At 69.9% G+C, this 20,399-nt stretch carries 15 protein-coding genes; 5 read left to right on the forward strand and 10 right to left on the reverse strand.

Translation table 11 applies throughout. From position 1 onward, the window contains the following. The first annotated feature begins 131 nt into the window (after positions 1–131). The 4 genes from WME90_RS04965 (at position 132) to WME90_RS04980 (ending at position 5,970) form a co-directional block, all read left to right on the forward strand. Positions 132–743 (forward strand): polysaccharide biosynthesis/export family protein, encoded by a 612-nt coding sequence (locus tag WME90_RS04965; protein WP_437279908.1) that lies wholly within the window; start codon positions 132–134, stop codon positions 741–743. Between the two features lie 2 nt (positions 744–745). Beyond that, positions 746–2,230: an oligosaccharide flippase family protein gene (locus tag WME90_RS04970; RefSeq protein WP_437279909.1), complete on the forward strand. Its 1,485-nt coding sequence runs from the start codon at positions 746–748 to the stop codon at positions 2,228–2,230. A 286-nt stretch (positions 2,231–2,516) separates the two neighbouring features. Further along, positions 2,517–3,851 carry a nucleotide sugar dehydrogenase gene (locus tag WME90_RS04975; protein WP_437279910.1) on the forward strand — a complete coding sequence of 445 codons (1,335 nt, stop codon included), beginning with the start codon at positions 2,517–2,519 and terminating at the stop codon, positions 3,849–3,851. A gap of 424 nt (positions 3,852–4,275) precedes the next feature. Next, positions 4,276–5,970, forward strand: a complete 1,695-nt coding sequence (locus tag WME90_RS04980) for a SpoIIE family protein phosphatase (protein WP_437279911.1) — start codon at positions 4,276–4,278, stop codon at positions 5,968–5,970. A 141-nt stretch (positions 5,971–6,111) separates the two neighbouring features. On the opposite strand, the gene WME90_RS04985 is transcribed toward WME90_RS04980, so the two are convergent. The 5 genes from WME90_RS04985 to WME90_RS05005 form a co-directional block, all read right to left on the reverse strand. Further along, positions 6,112–7,500 (reverse strand): hypothetical protein, encoded by a 1,389-nt coding sequence (locus tag WME90_RS04985; protein ID WP_437279912.1) that lies wholly within the window; start codon positions 7,498–7,500, stop codon positions 6,112–6,114. A gap of 88 nt (positions 7,501–7,588) precedes the next feature. Continuing rightward, entirely contained in the window at positions 7,589–9,448 is a 1,860-nt protein-coding gene (locus tag WME90_RS04990) for a hypothetical protein (RefSeq protein ID WP_437279913.1), read from the reverse strand. Next, positions 9,441–11,006: a GumC family protein gene (locus WME90_RS04995; RefSeq protein ID WP_437279914.1), complete on the reverse strand. Its 1,566-nt coding sequence runs from the start codon at positions 11,004–11,006 to the stop codon at positions 9,441–9,443. The genes WME90_RS04990 and WME90_RS04995 overlap by 8 nt, the downstream gene beginning before the upstream one ends. A 330-nt stretch (positions 11,007–11,336) precedes the next feature. Next, positions 11,337–11,636 (reverse strand): STAS domain-containing protein, encoded by a 300-nt coding sequence (locus WME90_RS05000; protein WP_437279915.1) that lies wholly within the window; start codon positions 11,634–11,636, stop codon positions 11,337–11,339. Continuing rightward, entirely contained in the window at positions 11,633–12,193 is a 561-nt protein-coding gene (locus WME90_RS05005) for an ATP-binding protein (protein WP_437279916.1), read from the reverse strand. Before WME90_RS05005 ends, WME90_RS05000 begins: the two co-directional genes overlap by 4 nt. 92 nt (positions 12,194–12,285) lie before the next feature. Here WME90_RS05005 and WME90_RS05010 point away from each other — a divergent pair, with 92 nt between their 5' ends. Next, the gene (locus tag WME90_RS05010) at positions 12,286–13,017 is read left to right on the forward strand and encodes a sugar transferase (protein WP_437279917.1); all 732 of its coding nucleotides are present in this window, start codon (positions 12,286–12,288) and stop codon (positions 13,015–13,017) included. A 96-nt stretch (positions 13,018–13,113) separates the two neighbouring features. Here WME90_RS05010 and WME90_RS05015 read toward each other — a convergent pair whose 3' ends face one another. The 5 genes from WME90_RS05015 to WME90_RS05035 all read right to left on the reverse strand — a co-directional run bounded on the left by WME90_RS05015 (position 13,114) and on the right by WME90_RS05035 (position 20,277). Then, a complete protein-coding gene (locus WME90_RS05015) occupies positions 13,114–14,490 on the reverse strand; it encodes an O-antigen ligase family protein (protein WP_437279918.1) in 1,377 nt (458 codons plus the stop codon). 116 nt (positions 14,491–14,606) lie between these two features. Then, positions 14,607–15,572, reverse strand: coding sequence for a hypothetical protein (locus WME90_RS05020; protein WP_437279919.1), 966 nt, complete (start codon positions 15,570–15,572; stop codon positions 14,607–14,609). A gap of 138 nt (positions 15,573–15,710) precedes the next feature. Continuing rightward, the gene (locus WME90_RS05025; RefSeq protein ID WP_437279920.1) at positions 15,711–18,185 is read right to left on the reverse strand and encodes a hypothetical protein; all 2,475 of its coding nucleotides are present in this window, start codon (positions 18,183–18,185) and stop codon (positions 15,711–15,713) included. Beyond that, a complete protein-coding gene (locus WME90_RS05030) occupies positions 18,182–19,192 on the reverse strand; it encodes an NAD-dependent epimerase/dehydratase family protein (RefSeq protein ID WP_437279921.1) in 1,011 nt (336 codons plus the stop codon). Before WME90_RS05030 ends, WME90_RS05025 begins: the two co-directional genes overlap by 4 nt. Beyond that, positions 19,189–20,277, reverse strand: a complete 1,089-nt coding sequence (locus tag WME90_RS05035) for a Gfo/Idh/MocA family protein (RefSeq protein ID WP_437279922.1) — start codon at positions 20,275–20,277, stop codon at positions 19,189–19,191. The genes WME90_RS05030 and WME90_RS05035 overlap by 4 nt, the downstream gene beginning before the upstream one ends. Positions 20,278–20,399: the final 122 nt, after the last annotated feature.

Here is a 20,399-nt window from a genome sequence, read left to right on the forward strand (position 1 = left end):
GCCGCAGCGTGGCAGAGCTCACCTCGTGATCCCCCGGTGATCGCCTCGCGATCGCAACCTCGTACCGCCTGATCTCCTCCTCGATGCAGACGCCCATGGAAGGCACAGCCCGTCCCACGAAACGGTCCTTCATGAGAGGAGTGCTTCTGACGGTAGCGGCAGGGCTCGCCCTCGCCGCGTTCTCCGCCGGGTGCGCGCCCACGTACGTCTACAATCCAGCGAACTACGCGAAGGAGTTCGATCCTCGTAAGCACGAATACACGATCGGGGTAGGGGACCAGATCCGGATCAACGTATGGCGCATGGCCGACCTCTCGAGCGATGCGCTCGTCAGGGCCGACGGCGTCATCACGATGCCGCTCATCGGCGACGTCTACGTGGCCGGCAGGACCCCGACCCAGGTGCGCGAGGAGCTGAAGAAGCGGCTCGCCGAGTTCGTGAAGGACGAGACCGCCGTGATCACCGTCGCTGTGACGGGGATCAACAGCTACCGGTTCGTGGTCAGCGGCAACGTCGCCCACGCCGGCATCTTCAACGCCAACTACTTCGTGTCCGTCTCCGAGGCGCTCGCGCTCGCCGGCGGTCCAAACCAGTTCGCCTCGACGGATCAGATCCTGCTCATCCGCATGGATAGCCCGGGCAAGTTCCGGCACATCCCCATCAACTACGACGAAATCGCCTCGCGCAAGCGGCCCGAGCAGGATCTCGTGCTCAAGGCCGGCGATACCGTCTTCGTGCCCTGATCGTGGCCGGCTCCTCGGCGCTCGCCCGAAAGGCTGTCCTCGGCGCGGTCTGGACGATCGCGACCGGGCTCGGCTCCCGCGTGCTCGGCTTGATAGGCACCCTCGTGCTCACCCGGTTCATCGCGCCGGATGTGTACGGCGAGGTGTCGGCGGCGTCCGTCGTCATCATGACGGCGCACTTCCTGTCGAGCCTCGGGACCGGCCAGTTCATCGCGTCGAGGCCCAACCTCGACCGCCAGATGGTCTTCAACGCGACCGTCTATTTCCACGTGGCGGGCCTCATCGCCATCGCCGCCGTGTACCTCTTCCGGGAGCCGATCGCGGTGCGCCTCGTCGGCGCGCCCGGGATGCTCGAGTTCATGCCGGGGCTCATCGTCGCGATGTTCATCGATCGGCTCTGGTACATCCCCGATCGCCTGCTCATCCGCGAGATGCGCTTCCGCAGCGTCAGCCTCCGGAACGCCGCCGGCGAGCTCACCTACACCGCGGCGTCCGTCTCCCTCGCCATGCTCGGGTGGGGGGGGAACGCGATCGTCGTCGCGACGCTCATGCGCGCCGTCGTGCGCGTGATCACCACGGTCCCGGCGGTCAAGCTCGCCGAGTGGCTGACGCCGAGCCCGCTGTCGCGCGAGAAGGCGCGCGAGCTGTTCGCCTTCGGCATCCCGCTCAACTTCGGGTCGCTGGCGAACTTCGGGGCCTCCAAGTGGGACAACCTCGTCATGATCCGCCTCTTCGGGGAGCAGGTCGGCGGGCTCTACAACCTGGCGTGGAACCTCGCCGACATCCCGGCCTCCCAGGTCGGCGAGCGCATCGGCGACGTGCTCGTCCCGTCGTTCTCGAAGCTCGAGCCGGAGCAGCGCAAGGCCGCGCTCGTCCGCGCGCTCACGCTGCTCTCGCTCCTCATCTTCCCGCTCGCCGTGGGCCTCGGCGCGGTCGCCCCGACGATCCTCGACGACACCTTCTTCAACGATGCATGGGAGCCAGCTGGCCCGCTCCTCGCCGTGCTGTCGGCGCTCGGCGTCACGCGCCCGATCGGCTGGGTCATGTCCTCGTACATGCAGGTCTACGGCCGGACGCGGACGATCATGGTCCTGGAGTGGCTCAAGGTGGCCGCGATCGTCGGCAGCATCGCGCTGCTCGGAATGCTCGGCGGCGTGCTCTGGGCGTGCGCCGGGGTCGGCGTGGCGTTCGGGGTGCACGCCCTGGCGAGCCTCTGGGTGGTCAAGCGCGCCGACGGCGTCCCGTACATGCGGCTCCTGCGGCCGCTGGTCCGCCCGCTGGCCGCGTGCCTGCCCATGGTCGCCGCGGTGCTCGCGGTCCGCTACGGAATGCGGTCGTTCCACCACGATCTGCCCCGAGGGTTCCGCCTTGGTGCCGAGGTGCTGGTCGGTGGGCTCGCCTTCGTCGTGTCCGCGCTGGCCATCGCGCGGCAGGCATCACGGGACTTCCTCCAGCTCGCCCGCGAAGCGGTCCGCCGCCGCCGTTAAGGGGTCTCCTGAATATCACCCTCGCCGGCGTGACGAGCGAGGCGCGGCGAGCGCAGCAAGCTCAACCAGCTCAACCGGCGTAACCCACACAAACCAGCGCAACCAGCGCAACCAGCGCAACCAGCGCAACCAGCGCAAGGAGGAGCACCTTTCCTCCGCCCAACGTTGGAGCCTCACGCGACACTCGAGCGAAACTGGAGGCCCTGTGGTAGCGTCGGGCCCCTCTCTTAGAAACTGGGTCGGGATCCGCATGGCGGCTCCCCTCCACCACTGGAGATAAAAGGAAATGGCAGAGACGCATCCCCCTGCGGTCGAGAGCTTCCTGGCCAAGATCAACTCCCGCGAAGCCCAGGTGGGCATCATCGGCATGGGTTATGTCGGCCTGCCGCTGGCGCTCACGTTCATCGAGAAGGGCTTCCGCGTGCTGGGCTTCGATGTGGACCCGGCGAAGGTCACCGCGCTCAGCGAGGGGAAAGGCTACATCAAGCACCTCGATCCCGCGCGCATCGCGGCGGCAGCCAAGACGGGCCGATTGGAGGCGACGACGGACTTCTCGCGGCTCGGCGAGCCCGACGCCATCCTGATCTGCGTCCCGACCCCGCTGACGGCCCAGCGGGAGCCCGACATGAGCTACGTCGTCGGCTCCGCCCAGAAGATCAAGGAGCGGCTGCGGAAGGGGCAGCTCGTCGTCCTCGAGTCCACCACGTATCCCGGCACCACCGATGAGCTCGTCAAGGGCATCCTCGAGCAATCGGGCCTGCGCATGGGGCAGGATTTCTACCTCGCCTTCTCGCCCGAGCGCGAGGACCCGGGCAACCGCGATCACAGCACCGCGACCATCCCGAAGGTCGTCGGCGGCGTCGATCGCGCGTCGCTGGTCCTCTCGCAGGCGCTCTACTCGCAGGCGATCGCGCGCGTCGTGGCCGTCTCCTCGGCGCGCGCGGCCGAGGCGGCGAAGCTGACCGAGAACATCTTCCGGGCCATCAACATCGCCCTCGTGAACGAGCTCAAGGTCGTCTACGACGCCATGGGCATCGACGTCTGGGAGGTGCTCGACGCCGCGTCGACAAAGCCGTTCGGCTTCATGCGGTTCAACCCCGGCCCGGGCTGGGGCGGCCACTGCATCCCGCTCGACCCGTTCTACCTCGCGTGGAAGGCGCGCGAGTACGGCGTGTCCACAAAGTTCATCGAGCTCGCCGGCGAGGTGAACGTCGAGATGCCGCACTACGTCGTCAACAAGCTCCAGCTCGCGCTGAACGAGCGCGGCAAGGCGCTGAAGGGCACGAAGGTCCTGCTGCTCGGCGTCGCCTACAAGAAGGACATCGACGACCCGCGCGAGAGCCCCGCGTTCGAGATCATCGAGCTCCTGCGCAAGCTCGGGGCCGTGCTGAGCTTCCACGACCCGCACGTGCCCAAGCTGCCGCGCATGCGCACCTGGCCGCACCTGCCGGAGCTCTCGTCCGTCCCCCTCAACGAGGACACGCTCAAGAGCCACGACGCGGTCATGATCGTCACCGATCACTCCGTTGTCGACTACGATCTGGTGCTGAACCACGCCGCCCTGATCGTCGATGCCCGCGGCGTCTACCGCGCGGTGAACCCCAAGGTGGTCAAGGCCTGACCGAGGGCGCCTCGTGCGGCGCGGGCAGGCGCGGCACGCCAGCCCGGCGGTGCTTGTGACAAGGGACCAGGCACCCCGGCGGCGTCCTCACCTTGCTTCGTCGCCGCCGGCGCCGCGGCGTGTCGTTCAATGCCCGCGCTGTGGGCGGCGCGCCGCGGCGATGCCCGTGGCGCCCGCAGGCGCCGCGGAGGAGCGCCAGGTGATTCCTCGGCACCTGCGGGGAGCCTTCGCGGGTCGTCGCGATCTCGCACCCGCGTACCCTCGTACCCGCGTAACCGCGTAATCTCGCGACCGACGCAACCGACGCAACTCTTGCCGTGCTCGCGAAATCGCGAGCATCCCCTTGATGTCAGGGCGCCGGTTCGGTACCCATCGAAGACGGTCCATGTCCACGCCGCCGCCCATGGTCGGGCCAGGTCGAACGATGTCGCCTGCAGATGACAACCTGGGCCCTGCGCCGTCGAGCTCGGATTGGAAGGGCCACCTGGAGATCCGGCTCGGCGATCTCCCGGGGACGCGGCGGCCGCTGACGGAGTCGCACATCGTCATCGGCAGGGCCCCGGGCGTGCAGCTCACGCTCGACCACTACACGGTCTCCCGGCGCCACGCGGAGCTCTTCTGCGATCCGTTCGGCCGGTGGTGGATCCGCGATCTCGGCAGCACCAACGGAACGCTCGTCAACGACGAGCGGATCAACGAGAAGGTGCTGAAGCCGGGCGACCGCATCGGGATCGGCGACTACATCCTCGAGTTCCAGCTCACGGCGCGCGCCCCCCGCGTCCCGATAGACCCGGGCGGTCTCCATTTCGAGGAGGACAAGCCGACCGCGATCCGCAAGCTCGGCGAGCTCGACCCGCCGCGGATCGCCGCGAAGCACCTGTTCACCCTGATGGACCTGTCGCGGCGGCTCCTCAGCATCGAGGACGCGACGGATCGGTTCGACGCGCTCTGCCAGCTGATGGTCCGCGAGGACTTCCACGGCAGCATGGCGCTCGCGCTGCGGCTCCGGCAGAACGGCCCGTTGACGATCCTGTCCGGGCCGCACCGCCCGTTCCAGTCGCTCCGGCGCGAGGACTCCGTCGCCCCGCCGTACATCTCGCGCCGCGTGCTCGCGGCGGTGCAGGACACGCGCGAGCCCGTGCTTGCCGGCAACCTGGTGAGCGACAGCGCCACGGTCGAGCTCACGATGTCGCGCGACGTCATGGCCCTCTGGGTCGTTGCCTGTCCGCTGCGCGTCGAGGAGCAGATGATGAACCTGCTCTACGTGACCCTGCCGCCCGACTTCGGCAGCGTCGAGTGGCTCGGGCTCATCGCGCTCGCGGCGGAGGTCTATCAGCAGGCCGAGTCGGCCTGGGAGGCGCGGCGCCACGCGCAGGCGCACGCGGCGATCGAGCGCGAGCTCGAGATGGCGCACCAGATCCAGCGGACCTTCGTCCCGAAGCGGCTGGAGTTCAAGGCGCTCGACGTGGCGCTCGGCTTCGAGCCGTGCCGCTGGGTCGGCGGCGACTACGTCGACATCGTCCCGATGCCGGACGGCCGCCTCATGCTCGCCGTGGCGGACGTCTGCGGCAAGGGGCTCCAGGCCGCGCTCATCGGATCGAGCGTCCACACGATGGTGCGCGCGACGGTCGACGCCGGCCGCGGGATCACGGGCATGATGGACCGGCTGAACGCCTACCTTTGCGAGTACCTGCCGGAGCACTCGTTCGTCACGATGGTGGCCGTCGCCCTCGACCCCGCGACGGGCCGCATGGAGTGCGTCAACGCAGGGCACCCGCCGGCGCTCGTGGCGACCGCGGAGGGCGGCCTGCGGCACCTCCAGGCGGCTGTCAACCCGGCGCTCGGGGTCGGCCCCGTGCCGATGGAGGCGCACCAGAGCGTGCTCGCGCCGGGCGAGGTGCTCGCGATGTACACCGACGGCCTCACCGAGCTGCGCAACTCGTCGAAGCAGATGCTCGGCCTGCACGCGCTGGGTACGGGCTTCGCCAAGCTCTGCGCCACCAGCGCTGGCCGCCCGGTCGCGTCGATCGCCGACAAGCTCACGCACATGCTCGAGGAGTTCCGCGGCGATCAGCTGCCCGAGGACGACAGGGCCTTCCTCCTCGCGCGGCGCACCTGAGCGCCCCGGCGGCGCCCCTGGGGGCCCTGGTGACGGGCCCGGCGGCGCCCCTGGGGGGGCCCCTGGTGACGGGCCCCGCGGCGCCCTTGAGCGCGCCGGGGGAGGGTTTCCCGCCGCCGCTAAGGAGCGCCCCCGTCGCGTTCAGCGGGCGGCGTCGCCTGCGCCAGCAGACGGCGGCGCCTCGTCCTCCTGCGGCTCGCTCGGCGCCGCCTGCTGGCGAGGCGCGCCGGCAGGGCCCGCAGAGCCGAACGGCTGGGTCATCGAGATGCGCGAGCCTGGCACCGCGCGTCGCGGAAACCCGCCCGACACGGACAGGAGGAGCGCGTTCCGAACGGTTTGCGTGTCGGAGCGCTCGCGCTGGTTCGTGTGCTGATACCGGAGCGCGAGCGCGAAATCCGGGATGACGGTGACCGGGCTCCAGAGGAGCGCGACGTCGGTGAGCACCCCGATCGTGGTCGGCCCGGTATCGAGCTCCCCCTCCGCGTTCGGTTGGAGAGGTTGAGAGAGCTGCGCGCCGGCCGAGCCCTCGACCGACAGGTGCCAGGCGGGGCGGACGGGCGCCGCGGCGCGGAGCGACAGCGAATGAGAGAGCTGGATCTGCTGCAGGAAGACGTTCGGCGAGGCCGAGTAGGTGTACGCGAGCTCGGCCTCGCCCCGGTCGTGCGTGTAGCGCAGCGCCGCGAGCCCGGCTGGACGAGCGAGCGACCCGGCGTCGCCCATCAGGTCCGTCGCGATGGTCCCGCCGACGTCGAGCTGGCTCGAGAAGCGACGCCCGAGGTCGTGCTGCCAGCTCGCCACGAGCGTGCTGACGAGCTGGTCGCGCGTCGTATACGTCTCGGTCGTGGGATCGGTGCCGGTGACCCGCACGTTGTCGAAATGGGTGTAGCCGACCGAGAGCGCGAGCGACGCGGTGTCGTGGCGGAAGGTGCGCTGCGCGGTCAGCGTGTTCCCCGCGCTGTACGTGCGCGGCGGGCGATCCTGGAGCGGGGAGTAGACGCTGAACGTCGCGCTCTGTCCGAGCGACCACACCGGCGAGGCCCGGAAGGAGAACCCCTCGTTGAACGACCCCTGCACGAAGAGCGTCGTTCCGCCCCCGGTTCCCTGGAGCGTCGTCGTCCCCGGCGTCTGCTCGAGCTGGAACGTGTTGAGCTGACTTTGCGTTCCGCTCACCCCGAGCGACAGCGAGGTCCTCGGCGACGTGACGAAGCTTCCGGACCACATGGCCGTGTTCGAGTACGAGCTCGCCTCGAAGTGGCGGAAGAAGAAGCTCGTCGAGAACGTGTACGACAGGGTCTGCGCGATCCGCGGCGTCGCGTAGGTGAAGATCAGGCCGGGGCTCGCGGTCCCGAAGCCGTCGGCTTCGGGACCGGGCGCCCCGTCCTGAGGCTCGGCCGTGGAGTTCGCGTTGTCGGTGATGCCGATCGACCCGGTGAAGACGCCCTGGAGGTGAGCCTCCTGCGCTCGGGCGTCGTGGTGGGTGAGGATCGCGCAGCCGAAGGCCGCGACCGCAATACCTCGTCCGGAGCCCATGAGGGCTGCAAGGTAACAATGGATCCGGCGCGCGGCTACGCCTCCCCGACCTTTCGGCGCGGGGAGGCGAACGCTGCGCGCCGGCGGCTCAGGAGTCCAGCAGGACGACACCGAGGATGGGCGCCGGACGGAGCTGCTCGATGGCCTGGCGGATCGCCTTGCGGGTCGACTTCTTGACCAGCGAGGTCAGGACCACGCCGTCCACCGAGTCGCCGATGACGTTCATGTCCATGTTGCCGAGCACCTGCGGCGTGTCGATGATGATGTACGCGTAGCCCGCGCGCTTGAGGCTCTCGATCGCGGTCGAGAACGCCACCCCGTCGAAGATCGGCGGCCGCTCCGTGCGCGGATCGACGGCCAGGATGTGGACGGGCGTCTGGAGGGAGAGCCTCGGGTCGGGCGACCTGCCGCCCATCGGCGCGGCGTTCCTGTCCGACGACTCGCCGCCGTCGTCGCTGGGCGCCACGGCGGGCGCCGGCGCCGCCTGCTCGACGACGACCCAGGGCGCGAACCGGTCGTTGACGTGGCGCTGGAGCTGCTCGGTGAAGCAGCTCGGAGGCTCGAACCGCAGCGCCTTCGCGATGCCCGGCTTGCGGATGTTCGCCTCGACGAGGAGGATCTTGCCGCGGACGGTCTCGCGGAGCGCGAGCGCGAGGTTGATGGCGCACGACGTCTTGCCCTCGCTGGGCCCCGCGCTCGTCACGGCGATCGTGATCCCCGAGCCCGTCGGCAGCTTGCGCCGGAGCGTCCGGTAGGCGTCGGCCTGGGGCGAGTAGGGCGCGTGGAGCATCACGATGTTCGGAGCCGCGGCGTCCGGCATCGGCAAGGGGCGCACGGTGATCTCGCCCGGCCCGCCCAGCGACTCCTCCGGGAGCATCGCGGCGTTCTCCGGCGTCTTGGGCAGGGAGCGCAGCTGCTCGATGTGCAGCGACGGGGGCTCCTCGAACGTCGGATCCAGCGACTGCAGCTTCGCGTCCACGGCCTGCTGCGCCGGCGTCGACACCACGCGGTTGAAGATGAGCGAGGGCGGCGAGGAGAACGTGCTGGTCAGCGAGCGCTCGATCGGCCTCTCGGGCGGGGGCGGCTGCGGCGCCTGGTGCGGCTGCGGCACCTCGCGCACCGTCACCTCGCGCGCCGCGGGCGGCACCACGCGATCGAAGACGAGCGAAGGAGGCGAGTGGAACGAGCCGCTGAACGAGCGCTCCATGGGCGGCGCTCCCCCGGGGGGCGCCGCCGCGTCCCGGACCCCCACGTCGCGCGCCGGCGGGGCGATGACCCGCTCGATCGGCACCGGCAGCGCCGGCGAGCTCCCCTGCCTCCCGCCGCTCGACACGAGCCCAGGGCTGCTCAGCGTGGCGCTCAGGTCGGCGATGCGCGCCACCGCGGGGGACGAGCCTTGCCGCTCGGGGCCGGGCGGAAGCGCCGGCGCGGGCATGCCGAGCACCGTCGCGGCACCCGGGTGCGCGCGGAGCTCGCCGTGGTCCGCCGTCGGACCCCCGAGGAAGAGCGCCGTCGCTGGCGACGGCCCCCTGAGCGGCTGCTGCACGCCGGGGGGAGCGCCCAGCGCCTGCGCGGCGCCGAGGCGCAACCCCATCGCTTGCGGGTGCAGGGGCGTCGGAGGGGGCAGATCTTGCCGGATGGTCGGGGAGTCGAACGCGGCGCTCGGGTCTTCCTGGCTGGAGCTCGGGCGCTCCCCCGCGACAACGTCCTCGGCGTCGTTCGCGAGGCGCAGGACGCGGGCGATCATCTCCTCGCGCACGTCCGGATCCGGCGCGATCGATCGCCAGTTGCCGACCACATTGCGGAGCCGGCGCGCCTCGATGACGAGGGCGCGGACCCGCGCGGTCTGCTCCGCGCGACTCAGGAAGTCGCACACCTGATCGAGCGCCCGCTCCAGGGAAGCGACCGGCGGGGGCTTTCCCGGCTCAGCTCCGCCTATCTCAGCCACGGCGCCCTCGGGGTCCGCGCGTGGCGGCCGGAACGACGACGAGCACCGGAGCGAGCGCCATTCGATCGATATCTTCCATGTCGTAAACCCGATCATCGAACACGATGCCACGCGCCGCGGCGGCCGCGATGCCGGCCGCGACGGACAAGAACAGCCCGCCGATGGCGACGAGCAGCCGCGATGGGCTCGACGGCGCGCTGGGCCGGTACGCAGGGTCGAGCACCTCGATCTGGGCCGAGTAGCCGCCCTGCTCCGAGCTCGCGGCCATCTCCGCGCGGAACGACTTGCCCTCGAGGTCGGAGAGGCGCTGCTGCGCCCGCGACTTCTCGCGGGTGAGCCGCGACCAGTCGGTCTCGGTGTTGATGATCTGCTTCGCCGTCTCGCTCGCGTCGGCCGCGTTCCCCATCTTCGCGCTCCTGCGCGCCGCGATCTCCCGCTCGATCTTGGCGAGCTGGGCCTTGATCTTCGCCTTCTCGGCCTCGTCGGTCGCGGGGACCTCGACCACCGGCTCCGGCGGGGGCGGCACGAGGAGCGCCGCCTCGGCGCGCCGCAGCGTCGCCTCGGCGTTGGTCACGCGGGACGCCGCGGCCCGGACATCGGGGTGCTGCTCGGTGAAGCGCGACTGCTTGTCGGCCAGATCCCGCCGCGCGGTCGCGAGCTCCTGCTCGGCCTGATCCCGCTGCCGGACGAGCGCCGGGGAGGGCACCCCCGGGGCGCCCCCCGTAGCCGCCTGCTCCGGCTTGCCGGTGAGCCGGGCCCGCAGGCGGGGCGCCTGCCGCTCGAGGGCCTCCAGCGTCGGGTCGGTGCCGGTGGCGCGGCGCTCCTGCGCGCGGACGGCGGCGCCGGACTGGGCGCCGCCGGCGGTGTTCTGCTCGGCGGCGAACTCGGGGTGCTCGGCCAGGAACGCCGCGAGGTCGGCCTCGGCCTTCTCGACGTCCTGCTCGGCGCGCTTCAGCTCGGCGTCGATGAACTCGTTCGTCAGCTTCGCCTGCGACCGGCGCATGCGCGTCGTCTCCTCGACGAGGATGTCCGCGAGCCGCTGCGTCACCTCCTGCGCCTGCTCGCGCGTGTCCCCTTCGGCCGAGATGGCGAAGGTGTCCTGCGAGCGGGCCTTGAAGGTGATCTTGGCGCGGAGCCGATCGACCGCGTCGACCATGCCCCGCTTCTCGAGGACCTCGGGGAAGAGGTTGAACTCGGTCACGACCTTCTCGAGGTTCGAGCGCGCGAGCAGCGTCTCCTTGAGCCGCGCGGAGAGGGTGCGGAGCGGATCGCCCCCGTCAGGCCCGAAGTACGTCGCCTTGACGCCCTCGCGGTAGAAGATCACGGTCTCGGAGCGGTACGCGGGCTTCCTCGACTGCACGACGAGCGCCGTGAACCCGAGCCCGACGATCGCCACCAGCACCGCCACATACCAGTGCGCCAGCGTCCGGTTGATCATCGCGCTGATGCTCGGCGGCTGCGGACCCGCGGGCCGCGCCGCTGCATCGACGGGGATCGCCCCGAGCGCCTCCTGGGGCGGGGTAGGCCCGGAGGGCAGCTGGTTCATCTTCTTGTCCATGGTCCCCGCTCCTCGAAGGTTGCCTTGCTCCGCCCGGCCCGGAGAACGCGCACCCCGGTCAGGCAGGCTGGTTGCCTATGGTAGACGTGCGACGCCCGAGCGCCAGCTTGTTGCACCCGGCAGCGACCGCCGCGCGCAACCCCACGCCTAACACGCCTTGAACATGCGCAACACGCGCAACCAGCACCGTGGCGACAGGTGACACCGTCCCGGCGACTCCGGCCGCGCGACCATCCGCGCGACACCGTCCGGGCGATATCCGCCGCTGCAGCCGTTGTCGACGGGTGGGCCGGGGGGCCGGGGTGGCGGCGAGCGCGCCGCCACCGAGCATCACGTGGGGAACACCCGATCGAGGCGCAGCAGGCGGAAGATGGCGCGCGGCTGATCCCGCAGCCCCACGATGCGCACCTGGCCGCCGTTGGCCCGTACCCGCTTGAACAGCGAGACGATGACGCCGACGCCAGAGCTGTCGATCAGCCGGAGGGACGAGAGCTCGAGCGTGATGCTCTGCCGGTTCTCGGCCACGAGCTCGTCCACCAATGTCCTGAACTCCGGTGCGGTCACTGCGTCGAGGGTCCCCTCGAACTGCACGACCGTCTCACTGCCGTTATCGGTCCGCGTATAGCTCATTGGATTTTGATTCCCCCTGCGGCGCGGGTCGCGCCCGAGCGGGAGACGCTCCGCATTCGAAAACTGCTCGTCCGATGCCCTGTCGCCTCGGCGAAATCGGCATCGGAATGCTCTTGTTCGCTGCTGCCCTCGCCCCCGTCGCCGGCAATACACGAGCTGCCGTCCCTCCGCTTCACAAGACGGAGGACATTCGGGCTGCCGGGGCAGTAGTCGACCTCATCCATGAACGACTTGATGATGAAAAGTCCCATCCCGGACTCGGGGAGGTCATCGATGGGAGGGTTGTCGATGGCCGCGGGATCGAAGCTGCAACCCGTGTCCATCAAGCGGATGATAATGCCGTCCGCGTCGGATTCGATCTCGATGTCGACATCGCCCGGCGGGCCAGCGCGGTATCCGTGAATCGCGATGTTGTTGAACGCCTCGCCGAACGCCGAGACGGTCTGGTCCTCGAAATCCTCCTGGGTGAGGCCGGGCGACCCGCCCTCGACTCTCCCAGGCGCGGACATCTTGCATGCTGCCGCCACCACGCGGAGAGCGAGGTGGCGATAGGTCAACGAACCTGGTACGCGGAGTCGGATCACGCCCAAACCTCCATCCGAGCTTGTACCCTACCACGTTCTCGACTATGGGAGCCACAAGGTAAACAGTGACACCTGGCGTTCGTGTAGCGAAACGTGCGATCGACATCGCGGGCTCGCTCGTGGGTCTCACGCTGACCCTCCCGCTCTACCCCCTCATCGGCGCGGCCATCTACCTCGAGTCGCCCGGGCCGATCTTCTACATGCAGCGGCGTGCCGGGATGCTCATCGGCACGGAAGTGCGGGACGGCGTGAGCTACCCGCGGTTCGTCGAATTTCACATGCGCAAGTTTCGTTCCATGCGCGTGGATGCCGAGAAGATGACGGGGCCCGTGCTCGCCCAGCAGGACGACCCGCGCATCACCCGGGTCGGCCGCTTCCTGCGCAAGACGCGCCTCGACGAGCTCCCGCAGTTCTGGAGCGTGCTCATGGGCGACATGAGCATCGTGGGGCCGCGCCCCGAGCGCCCCGAGCTGCTCGTCAACCTCGCGCTCGCCATTCCCTTCTTCGAGGAGCGGATGCGCGACATCAAGCCGGGCATCACGGGGCTCGCGCAGGTGTCGCTCGGGTATACCGGCCGCGCCCCGGCGGAGAGCGAGGTCGCCGCGTTCGAGGCGACGCTGACGAACCCGTTCGGCCTCGAGGAGGCGGAGGGGGCCGAGGCCGACGACATGCGGATGAAGCTGCTCTTCGATCTCGCGTACGCCGCGTCGCTCGAGAAGCTCTCGACGTTCCTGCAGATGGAGCTCTCGATCATCGTGAAGACGCCGCTCGTGATGGTCCTCGGCCTCGGGCGCTGAGCGGGCGCCCGCGCCTCCGAGCGCGGGCGTCGCGGCCGCGATGGCTCGGCGCGTCATGGCGCCCTCTCTGCGGAGCCGGGCGGCCCCCCGCGGCAGCTAGTGCCTCTTGCTCAGCAAGAAGATCACGAACACCAGGCCGAGGTCGGCCAGGATGAGCCGGTAGACGTCGCGCTTCTCGAGCTGGATCGAGAAGCTCGGATCGACGCTCCTGATGGCGCAATACAGCGACCCCGCCAGGCCGAAGTAGATCCAGAGCACGTAGTGGTAGGTGAACGAGAGGAAGAAGATCCCGACCATCATCCCGCAGAACCCGGCCATGATCGCCATGGCCCATGCGCGGATCGTCGCGAACTGGGCGCCGTGCTCGTATCGCTTGAGCGCGACCAGCGAGATCTTGAGGGTGAGGTAGATCATCGCCGTCCACGCGAACATCCCGAGCGGGCCGAGCTCCGAGAGCGCGAGGAGGTACGCGTTGTGCGCGGTGAGCCAGTGGTGCTCCGTGAACTGGCGGAAGCCCGCGCCCATCAGCGGGAACATCCGGTAGATAATCAGGCCCTCGCCCAGGATCTCCGTGCGCTCACCCGCCGACTCGTCGGCCTCGTCGCCGCCGCGGCCGCCGAGCATCATGAGCGGCGCCGCGCAGATCGCGCCGAAGATCGCGCCGCGGATGCCGTACTTCTTGACGAAGTAGACGCCCAGCACCGTCGCGAAGACGAGCTGGCCGCCCCGGGACTGCGTGAGGATGATCGCGGTCGCGATCAGGAGGAGCGACCCGAAGACGAGGAGCGCGCGCAGGAAGGAGCGCTTCTGCTCGTACATCGCGAAGCTGAACGGCAGCACGATGCCCGACGTGAGCGCGAGCTCGTTCGGATCCTGGAGCACGCCGCGCCAGCGAACGCGGCCGTTGATCGTCGACGTCTTGAAGAGGCCGACGCGCTCGCACAGGTACTCGACCTCGGGATCGGCGCCCGGCCCCTCGCGGCAGTCCACGCGGAGCTCGCAGGACCGGCCGTCAGGGATGCCCGACTCGCCGCGCGAGCCCCCGATGGTCTGGGAGACCGCCAGGCACTGAGACGGGGAGAACCCCTGGTGCACCGCGACGCCCGCCACGAAGAGGCCCATGACGAGCACCGTGGAGGCGAGCTTCTGGAAGCCCTTGAAGCCGTCGGCGCTGTGCCCGATCAGGAAGAAGAGCACGAACGTCACGCTGATCGAGACGAAGCCCTCGGAGAACTCGGCGGGGTTCCGGAAGCCGAGCGTGAACACGCACCAGAGGTAGACGACGATGGCCCACCGGAGCTGAGGCGTCGCCTTCAGCCTGACCTTGCCCATGGCGAGGTCGAAGCCCATGCCCATGAAGGCGAGGCCGAGCCAGAGGTACAGGAACGGCAGGTTCTCGAAGCGCTCGTCCCACTCCTGAGGCCTGCCGTAGATGAAGATGATGAGAAGGATGACCCCGGGGAGCGCGAGCATGGCGAGGGTCCTCGGCGAAGACGCCGTTCGGGTGGAGGGGGACGTTCCGGAGAATCGCGGCTCGCGTCAAGCGACTTGCGCTCGCGCCACCCGGCGGAGCGGCCGGGCTCCCGGTGCTACGTGCTGAGGCCCACGCGGCGCACGGCCTGGTTCAGGAACGGGACGAACTCGTCCGCGGCCCTCGCGTTGCCCTCGTTCGAGGGGTGGTGGTCGGTGTTCCCCTCCGAGCCGTACAGCGAGAAGTTGGACTCGCCCTTGTTCGTGAGCACGTCGTAGTAGTCGAAGACGACGACGTTCTTCTCCGGATAGCCGCTGAGCCAGCCCTCGGGCGACTTGACCCAGTTGTTGAACGAGCGGGCGAGATCCGCCTGGCGCTGCGCGATCTCGGCGTCGGAGGGCTTCCCGAGGAGCCGCTTCGCGGTCCACTTCCAGGCGGGCTCCTTCGAGCGCTTGAGGATGTTGGCGGGGGCGGTGACGTAGACGAACAGCGTGTCCTTCCGCTTCGCGAGGTCGGGCAGGATGGCCGTCAGCGTGGCCTTCGCGTTCCAGACGGTGAGATCCGGGCCGGCCGGGTTGCCGGGGGCGGCGCCCTCGCCGACGAAGCGGTTGTTGGGATAACAGGACTTGAAGACGACGATCCGGTTGACCACGCCGTCCGGGTGCATCTGGTCGTTCAGCGCGACCCGGAGCACCTTGTCCATCTTGTCGCGGAATTTCGGCGCCCAGTCGAAGAGATCGGTCTTGTCACCGATCTCGCTGCCGTAGGAGGCCTCGTGGACGCGGTATCCCTGCTCCGCGAGCTTCTTCTTGAGCCCACCGCCGTTCGGGTGCGCCTCGTAGACGCACGACGCCTTCTCCTTCTCGGCGCCCGGATCCGTGAGCAGCTGGCCGCCGCACGAGTGGTGGATGAACAGGAGATCCAGCGGGGTACCGGGCCGGGCGCTAGAGAAGCCCGACAGATCGAGCGAGCCCGCCTTCACGATGCGGCCGGTAGCTGCCGGCGCCGTGCCCTCGATGGGGATGAACAGGGCACCCAGCGCGACGAGGAATGCGCCGGCAGAGACGAGTCGCTTCTTGCTCATGGTATCTCCGTACAGGACTCGAGCAGAGAACATGGATTATCGCAGCGCGCCGCGCCGAGGACAAGCCGACCGGAGGCGCGGCGCCTGCGTCGACGCCCGCGCGCCCGCGTGGATCGACCGCGTATCACGCTCAGCCGCTCAGAACGCGAGGACGCCGCCCTCGTCGGCCTTGGCGGTCGAGCCGGAGCGGATCGTGATCTCGTCGCCGCCGGCCGCGGGCTTCCTGATCACGTCGTACGACGCGCCGGGGGAGAGCCCCGTGACGAGGTGCCTCGTCACGCCAGGGAGCGTGGTGAACCGCACCTCGGACACGGCGCCCAAGTCGACAGGGAACAGGACAAGCGTGCCCTTCACCGCAGCGCCCGCGAACGGCGTCCCTTGCTTCGTGCGCACGAGCGTCGCCGGATCCGCCGCCGCGTTGCCGGCGGCTCCCTGGAGCACGTGCAAGAAGCGCGCGTCCTTCGGCATCGGCGCCGGCGGCTCGATCCGCAGGGTCGCGCGCATCGGCTCGCCCTCGGCCGGCTTCGTGTCCCAGGTGCCCGTGGGTTTGTACGGCTCGGCCGCGACGACGGCGCTCTCCGGCTGGAGCGTGGTCACGAAGAGCTTCTGCCCCTTCGGGGTCGTGACCGTCGCGAGCTTCCCCGCGACCTGCGCGTCGCTCGGCGTCTGCAGGAAGAAGCGCTTGAAGCGCCCCTCCTTGCCCGTCGCGGCGCGGTCGTAGAGGACGAGGTGATCCGGCTTGAGCCACACGAGCGAGCGGCTGACGTGCCTGACGTCGCCGATGTTCTCGTACTCGGAGTTGTAGAGCGGGGTGGCGTCGCCGAGGACGTAGACGTAGTCCTGCGCGAAGCTCTTCGCGAGCAGCCGGGGATCGCCCGTGTGCACGAGCGGCCACTGGGACCCGCGCCTCCAGAGCTCGCCGCGGTTCGGGTCGTCGTAGCGGCGGTTCCTGTCGTTCTCGACCGTGAGCGTGTTGTGCTGCTCGGAGTTCGCCATGAAGGCGCCGTACCCGACGCGCTCCTTCGTGAGCCACTCGCCGTTGCGGTAGAAGCCGAAGCTGAGGCCGTCGCCGTGCTGGTGGTCGATCTGCTCCCAGCCGAGCTGGAACTGGAGCCACGTCGCCTCGGGCCCCCAGCTCGTCCTCGCGAAGACCTGGCCGAGGCCGGGGCCGAAGTGCGTGAGCGGGATCGAGGGGCGCGGGTCGGTCGGGGTGACCGCCGGGTCGAGCAGCAGGAAGTACAGGATCGAGTGCCGCTTGTGGACCTGGCCGAACTGCGAGCGGGCGCGCCGCGCGAGGGCCGCGGCGCCGCCCGGGCTCGTGTGGATCGCCATCCAGCGGAGCGCGTTCAGGCGCTCGGCGTTGCCGCTGTTCTCGGCGTGGAGGCCGAGCGCCGCGAACGGGTCGATGTGGTCCTGGTACTCGTAGCGCTCCCCGTCCCCCGTCCACGCGGCCTCCTGGGTCGGTCCGAGCCGGGCGGCCGCCGTCGCGGGGCTCAGGCTGTGGAGGTGGGCCGGGATGAACTCGTGCCAGAACGGGTTGCCGTCGAGGTGCACCTGCGGGCCCCACTTTGCCGGATCGGCCTCGCCGGCCGTCTGGATGGCGAGCAGCGTCTCGCTCACGTAGGCCAGCGTCGCGGGGCCGTACTGGAAGCCCTCCGGCGGCGCGCCGCCGCGCGCGTCGTTCCGCAGGACGCTGTCCGTCATGTAGAGCCACGCCCCTGTGACGTTGGCGAAGTAGTCCCGGAGCCGCGGGTACGTGCCGCTCGGCTTCGGATCCGGCGGGTCGTCCGCCTCGTCGAACGCGAGCGACAGGAGCGTGAGGTTGCGCATGTGCGACGTGAAGTAGTTGTTCACGGCGTACCTGCGCTTCCTCGGCTCCTTCAGCATCGCCGCGTCGTTCAGCTTGCCGACCGGCTCGGGGTGATCGTGGCTCGTCGTCGACGACTTGAGCTGCTCCTCCGCCCAGCGGAGAAAGACGGGCCGTATCGCCGCCTTGTCCTGAGGCGAGAGGTAGCCGTAGATCCAGTCGACCGTGAGGCCGAACGCCTCGCCGGCCCAGCGGGCGCGGTCGCCGGTCGAGAACCTGCGGACGAAGGGATCCTTGGGATCTCCCTTGCTCGCGCGATCGACGATGTAAAGCAGGATCTTGCGCGCGCGGGCGGCGTAGTCGTTGCGGGCCGCCTCGTCGCTCGAGACGAGCGACATGAAGGCGAACAGCTCCGCGTGCGCCTCGCAGTAGACGCGGTCGTGGGCGCAGTCGCCCTCGGAGGGGATCTGGCCCTTGTCCATCGCCGCCACGGCCTCGGCCGTGACGGCGGCGAGCTCCTTGAACATGGGGTTCGCCTGCGTGGCGCGCGCCCGGAGCTTCGGCAGATCGGCCGCGCGCACCCAGAGCCTCGGGTGCCCCTGGGTCGGCGTGGCCGGCGGCGCGGGCGGCGCCTCGAAGCGCGGCGCCGCGACCGCGAGGGCCGCCGCGGCGGACTGGGTGCCCTCGCCGCTGTGGACCGGCGGGGGCCCCGGGGTCTGCCGCCGCTCGCAGCCGGCGAGGAGACCCGCGAGGCCGAGCGAAAGCCCGAGCGGCGCGAGCGACGCCAGCGACCGCCGACCCGTCATGTCGCGCGTTCCCTGAGGTACGCGAACGTCCGCTGGATGCCCTCTTCCGTAGGGACCAGCTGCTTCCACCCGAGCGCCTTCAGCTTCGTGTTGTCGAACCGGTTCCCCTTCCACGAGGTCGCGCTCTTGTAGGGCGTGAAGATGGCCGGCAGCTGCCCCTTCGAGTAGGCGTGGTAGCGCTCGACGAGCTTCGATATCCCCGCGAGGGCGAAGTAGGGCACCGTCAGCGATCGGAGCGGCTTCACCTCGCGCTTGTAGCGGGCGAGGTAGACGTCGGCCGTGGGCAGGTCGTCGTCGTGGACGTTGTAGACCTGCCCCCGCGCGACGTCGCTCCGGCCCGCGACGGCGATCGCCTCCGCGCAGTTGTCGACGTACGACAGCGGGAGGAGGTTGCGGCCGCCGAGGTGCAGGAACACGCCGAACAGGCTCATCCCGACGCGGCTGGAGAAGGCGTTGCCGCCGGGGCCGTAGATGACGCCGGGGCGGAGCACCGTCAGCGGGAAGCCGTAGCGCGCCTGGTACTCCCAGAAGAGCTTCTCCTGCCGGAGCTTCGCCTGCGAGTAGAGATCGCGCTGCGCGGGCCGCGTCTCGAGGGGCGTGTTCTCGTCGACGATGTACCCCCGCGGGAGGTCGGCGACGCCGTAGACGCCGAAGGAGCTGACCAGGACGACGCGCGGTGATCGGCCGGTGTGGACGAGCGCCTCGAGCAGGTTCTTCGAGGCGACCACGGTGCTCAGGAACATGTCCGCGGGCGCGCCGCCCATGGCCGCGGCCACGTGGTAGACGACGTCCACGCCCTCGACCGCGCGCTCGGCGGCCTCCTTCGTGGCGAGGGAGCCCACCGTGATCTCGAGGGGGACGCCCCGCTGCTTCTCGATCGCCTCGAGCCGCGAGCGGTTGCTCGCGGGGCGCACGAGGCAGCGGAGGTCGGTCTCGCCGTGGGCGAGCAGCCGGTCGACGAGGGCCGACCCAAGGAAGCCGTTCGAGCCGGTGACAAGGACTTTCATGTGCGCGCCTTCTCCTGCGGGACCTGCCGGAAGATCTCATCCATCATCCACGCGACCCGGATCATGTCCCGGTACGAGATGGGCAGCTCCGCGCCCCGCGTGATGCTGTCGTAGAAGAGCCCGATCAGGCGGTTCATCCCCGAGAAGAAGTGGAAGTCGCTGCGGGCGAAGCGCACGACGTTCTTGCCTCCCTCGCGGAGGTACGAGAGGGCCTGATCGAAGGCCGGGACGACGCGCCCGATGGCGCTCGGGAGCTTCGGCGACGCGTCGAGGGTGACCGTGCGGCTCGTGAAGTCGACGTGGAGCGTGTTCTTCGTGCCGTAGACGCGGAGGAAGTGGCCGGGCGGCCGCGCGTGCGAGGAGAAGGTCCCGTAGGCGCTGACGCGCGCGCCCTGCACCGTGACGCGGAGCTCGTCGAGCATGTCGTCGCGCGCGTCGCCAAACCGCTTCTCCCTCAGCGCGTAGGCGGTCGCCGTGACCTTCGGCTGCTCGTCGTCCACGAACTCGACGACCTTGTTCAGCAGGTGATCGATGTTGTTGTGGAACAGCTTGCCCGGGAGGCGATGGACCCAGTGCGAGCCGTCGCCGAGGAGCGCGGTGCCGAAGGGGCCGGCGAGGTTGTAGCCGAAGCAGCTCTCCACGTGGACGGGATCGCCGAGCACGCCCTCGCCGACGAGCCTGCGCATCTCGACGGCCGGGGGATCGAACTGGTACTCCCAGCCGACGGTCATCTTCTTCCCGGCGGCGGTGCAGAGCTCGATGAGGCGCCGCACGTCCGCGAGGTTCAGCGCAGTCGGCTTCTCGACGTAGACGTGGGCGCCCGCCTCGATGGCTCGCCGCGCGAGGAACAGGTGCGACTGCGGAGGGGTGGTGATGTGGACGACGTCGGGCTTCTCGACGTCGAGCATCCGGTCGAACGAGTCGTAGTGGCTCGGGATGCCGTAGCGCACCGCGATCTGCTCGGCCATCAGGAGCTCCAGGTCGCATACGGCGACGACCCGAGCCCGCTCCGGCATCTTTTGGATCTCTTCTATGTGGCCGTCGGCGATCTTGCCGCAGCCGACGATCGCGATTTTGAGGGTCATGCGGCGGCGGAGCGTACCGCAACGGGGCAGCGGAGAGCTAGGCTCTCGGCCCGCCCGCCGCTCACCGTGGACGCCGCGGCGCTGTCGAGAGCGACGTTGCTCGGCCCACGTCTCGCGTGGAG

The sequence above is a fragment of the Sorangium sp. So ce375 genome (assembly GCF_051473855.1).
GTDB lineage: Bacteria > Myxococcota_A > Polyangia > Polyangiales > Polyangiaceae > Sorangium.

Bases quoted from the DNA above. Each gene is read 5' to 3' on its own strand.
- WME90_RS05025 (WP_437279920.1), bottom strand. From the start codon at position 18,185: ATGACGGGTCGGCGGTCGCTGGCGTCGCTCGCGCCGCTCGGGCTTTCG.
- WME90_RS05030 (WP_437279921.1), bottom strand. From the start codon at position 19,192: ATGAAAGTCCTTGTCACCGGCTCGAACGGCTTCCTTGGGTCGGCCCTC.
- WME90_RS04975 (WP_437279910.1), top strand. From the start codon at position 2,517: ATGGCAGAGACGCATCCCCCTGCGGTCGAGAGCTTCCTGGCCAAGATC.
- WME90_RS04995 (WP_437279914.1), bottom strand. From the start codon at position 11,006: ATGGACAAGAAGATGAACCAGCTGCCCTCCGGGCCTACCCCGCCCCAG.
- WME90_RS05035 (WP_437279922.1), bottom strand. From the start codon at position 20,277: ATGACCCTCAAAATCGCGATCGTCGGCTGCGGCAAGATCGCCGACGGC.
- WME90_RS05000 (WP_437279915.1), bottom strand. From the start codon at position 11,636: ATGAGCTATACGCGGACCGATAACGGCAGTGAGACGGTCGTGCAGTTC.
- WME90_RS05020 (WP_437279919.1), bottom strand. From the start codon at position 15,572: ATGAGCAAGAAGCGACTCGTCTCTGCCGGCGCATTCCTCGTCGCGCTG.
- WME90_RS05015 (WP_437279918.1), bottom strand. From the start codon at position 14,490: ATGCTCGCGCTCCCCGGGGTCATCCTTCTCATCATCTTCATCTACGGC.
- WME90_RS04985 (WP_437279912.1), bottom strand. From the start codon at position 7,500: ATGGGCTCCGGACGAGGTATTGCGGTCGCGGCCTTCGGCTGCGCGATC.
- WME90_RS04980 (WP_437279911.1), top strand. From the start codon at position 4,276: ATGTCGCCTGCAGATGACAACCTGGGCCCTGCGCCGTCGAGCTCGGAT.
- WME90_RS04965 (WP_437279908.1), top strand. From the start codon at position 132: ATGAGAGGAGTGCTTCTGACGGTAGCGGCAGGGCTCGCCCTCGCCGCG.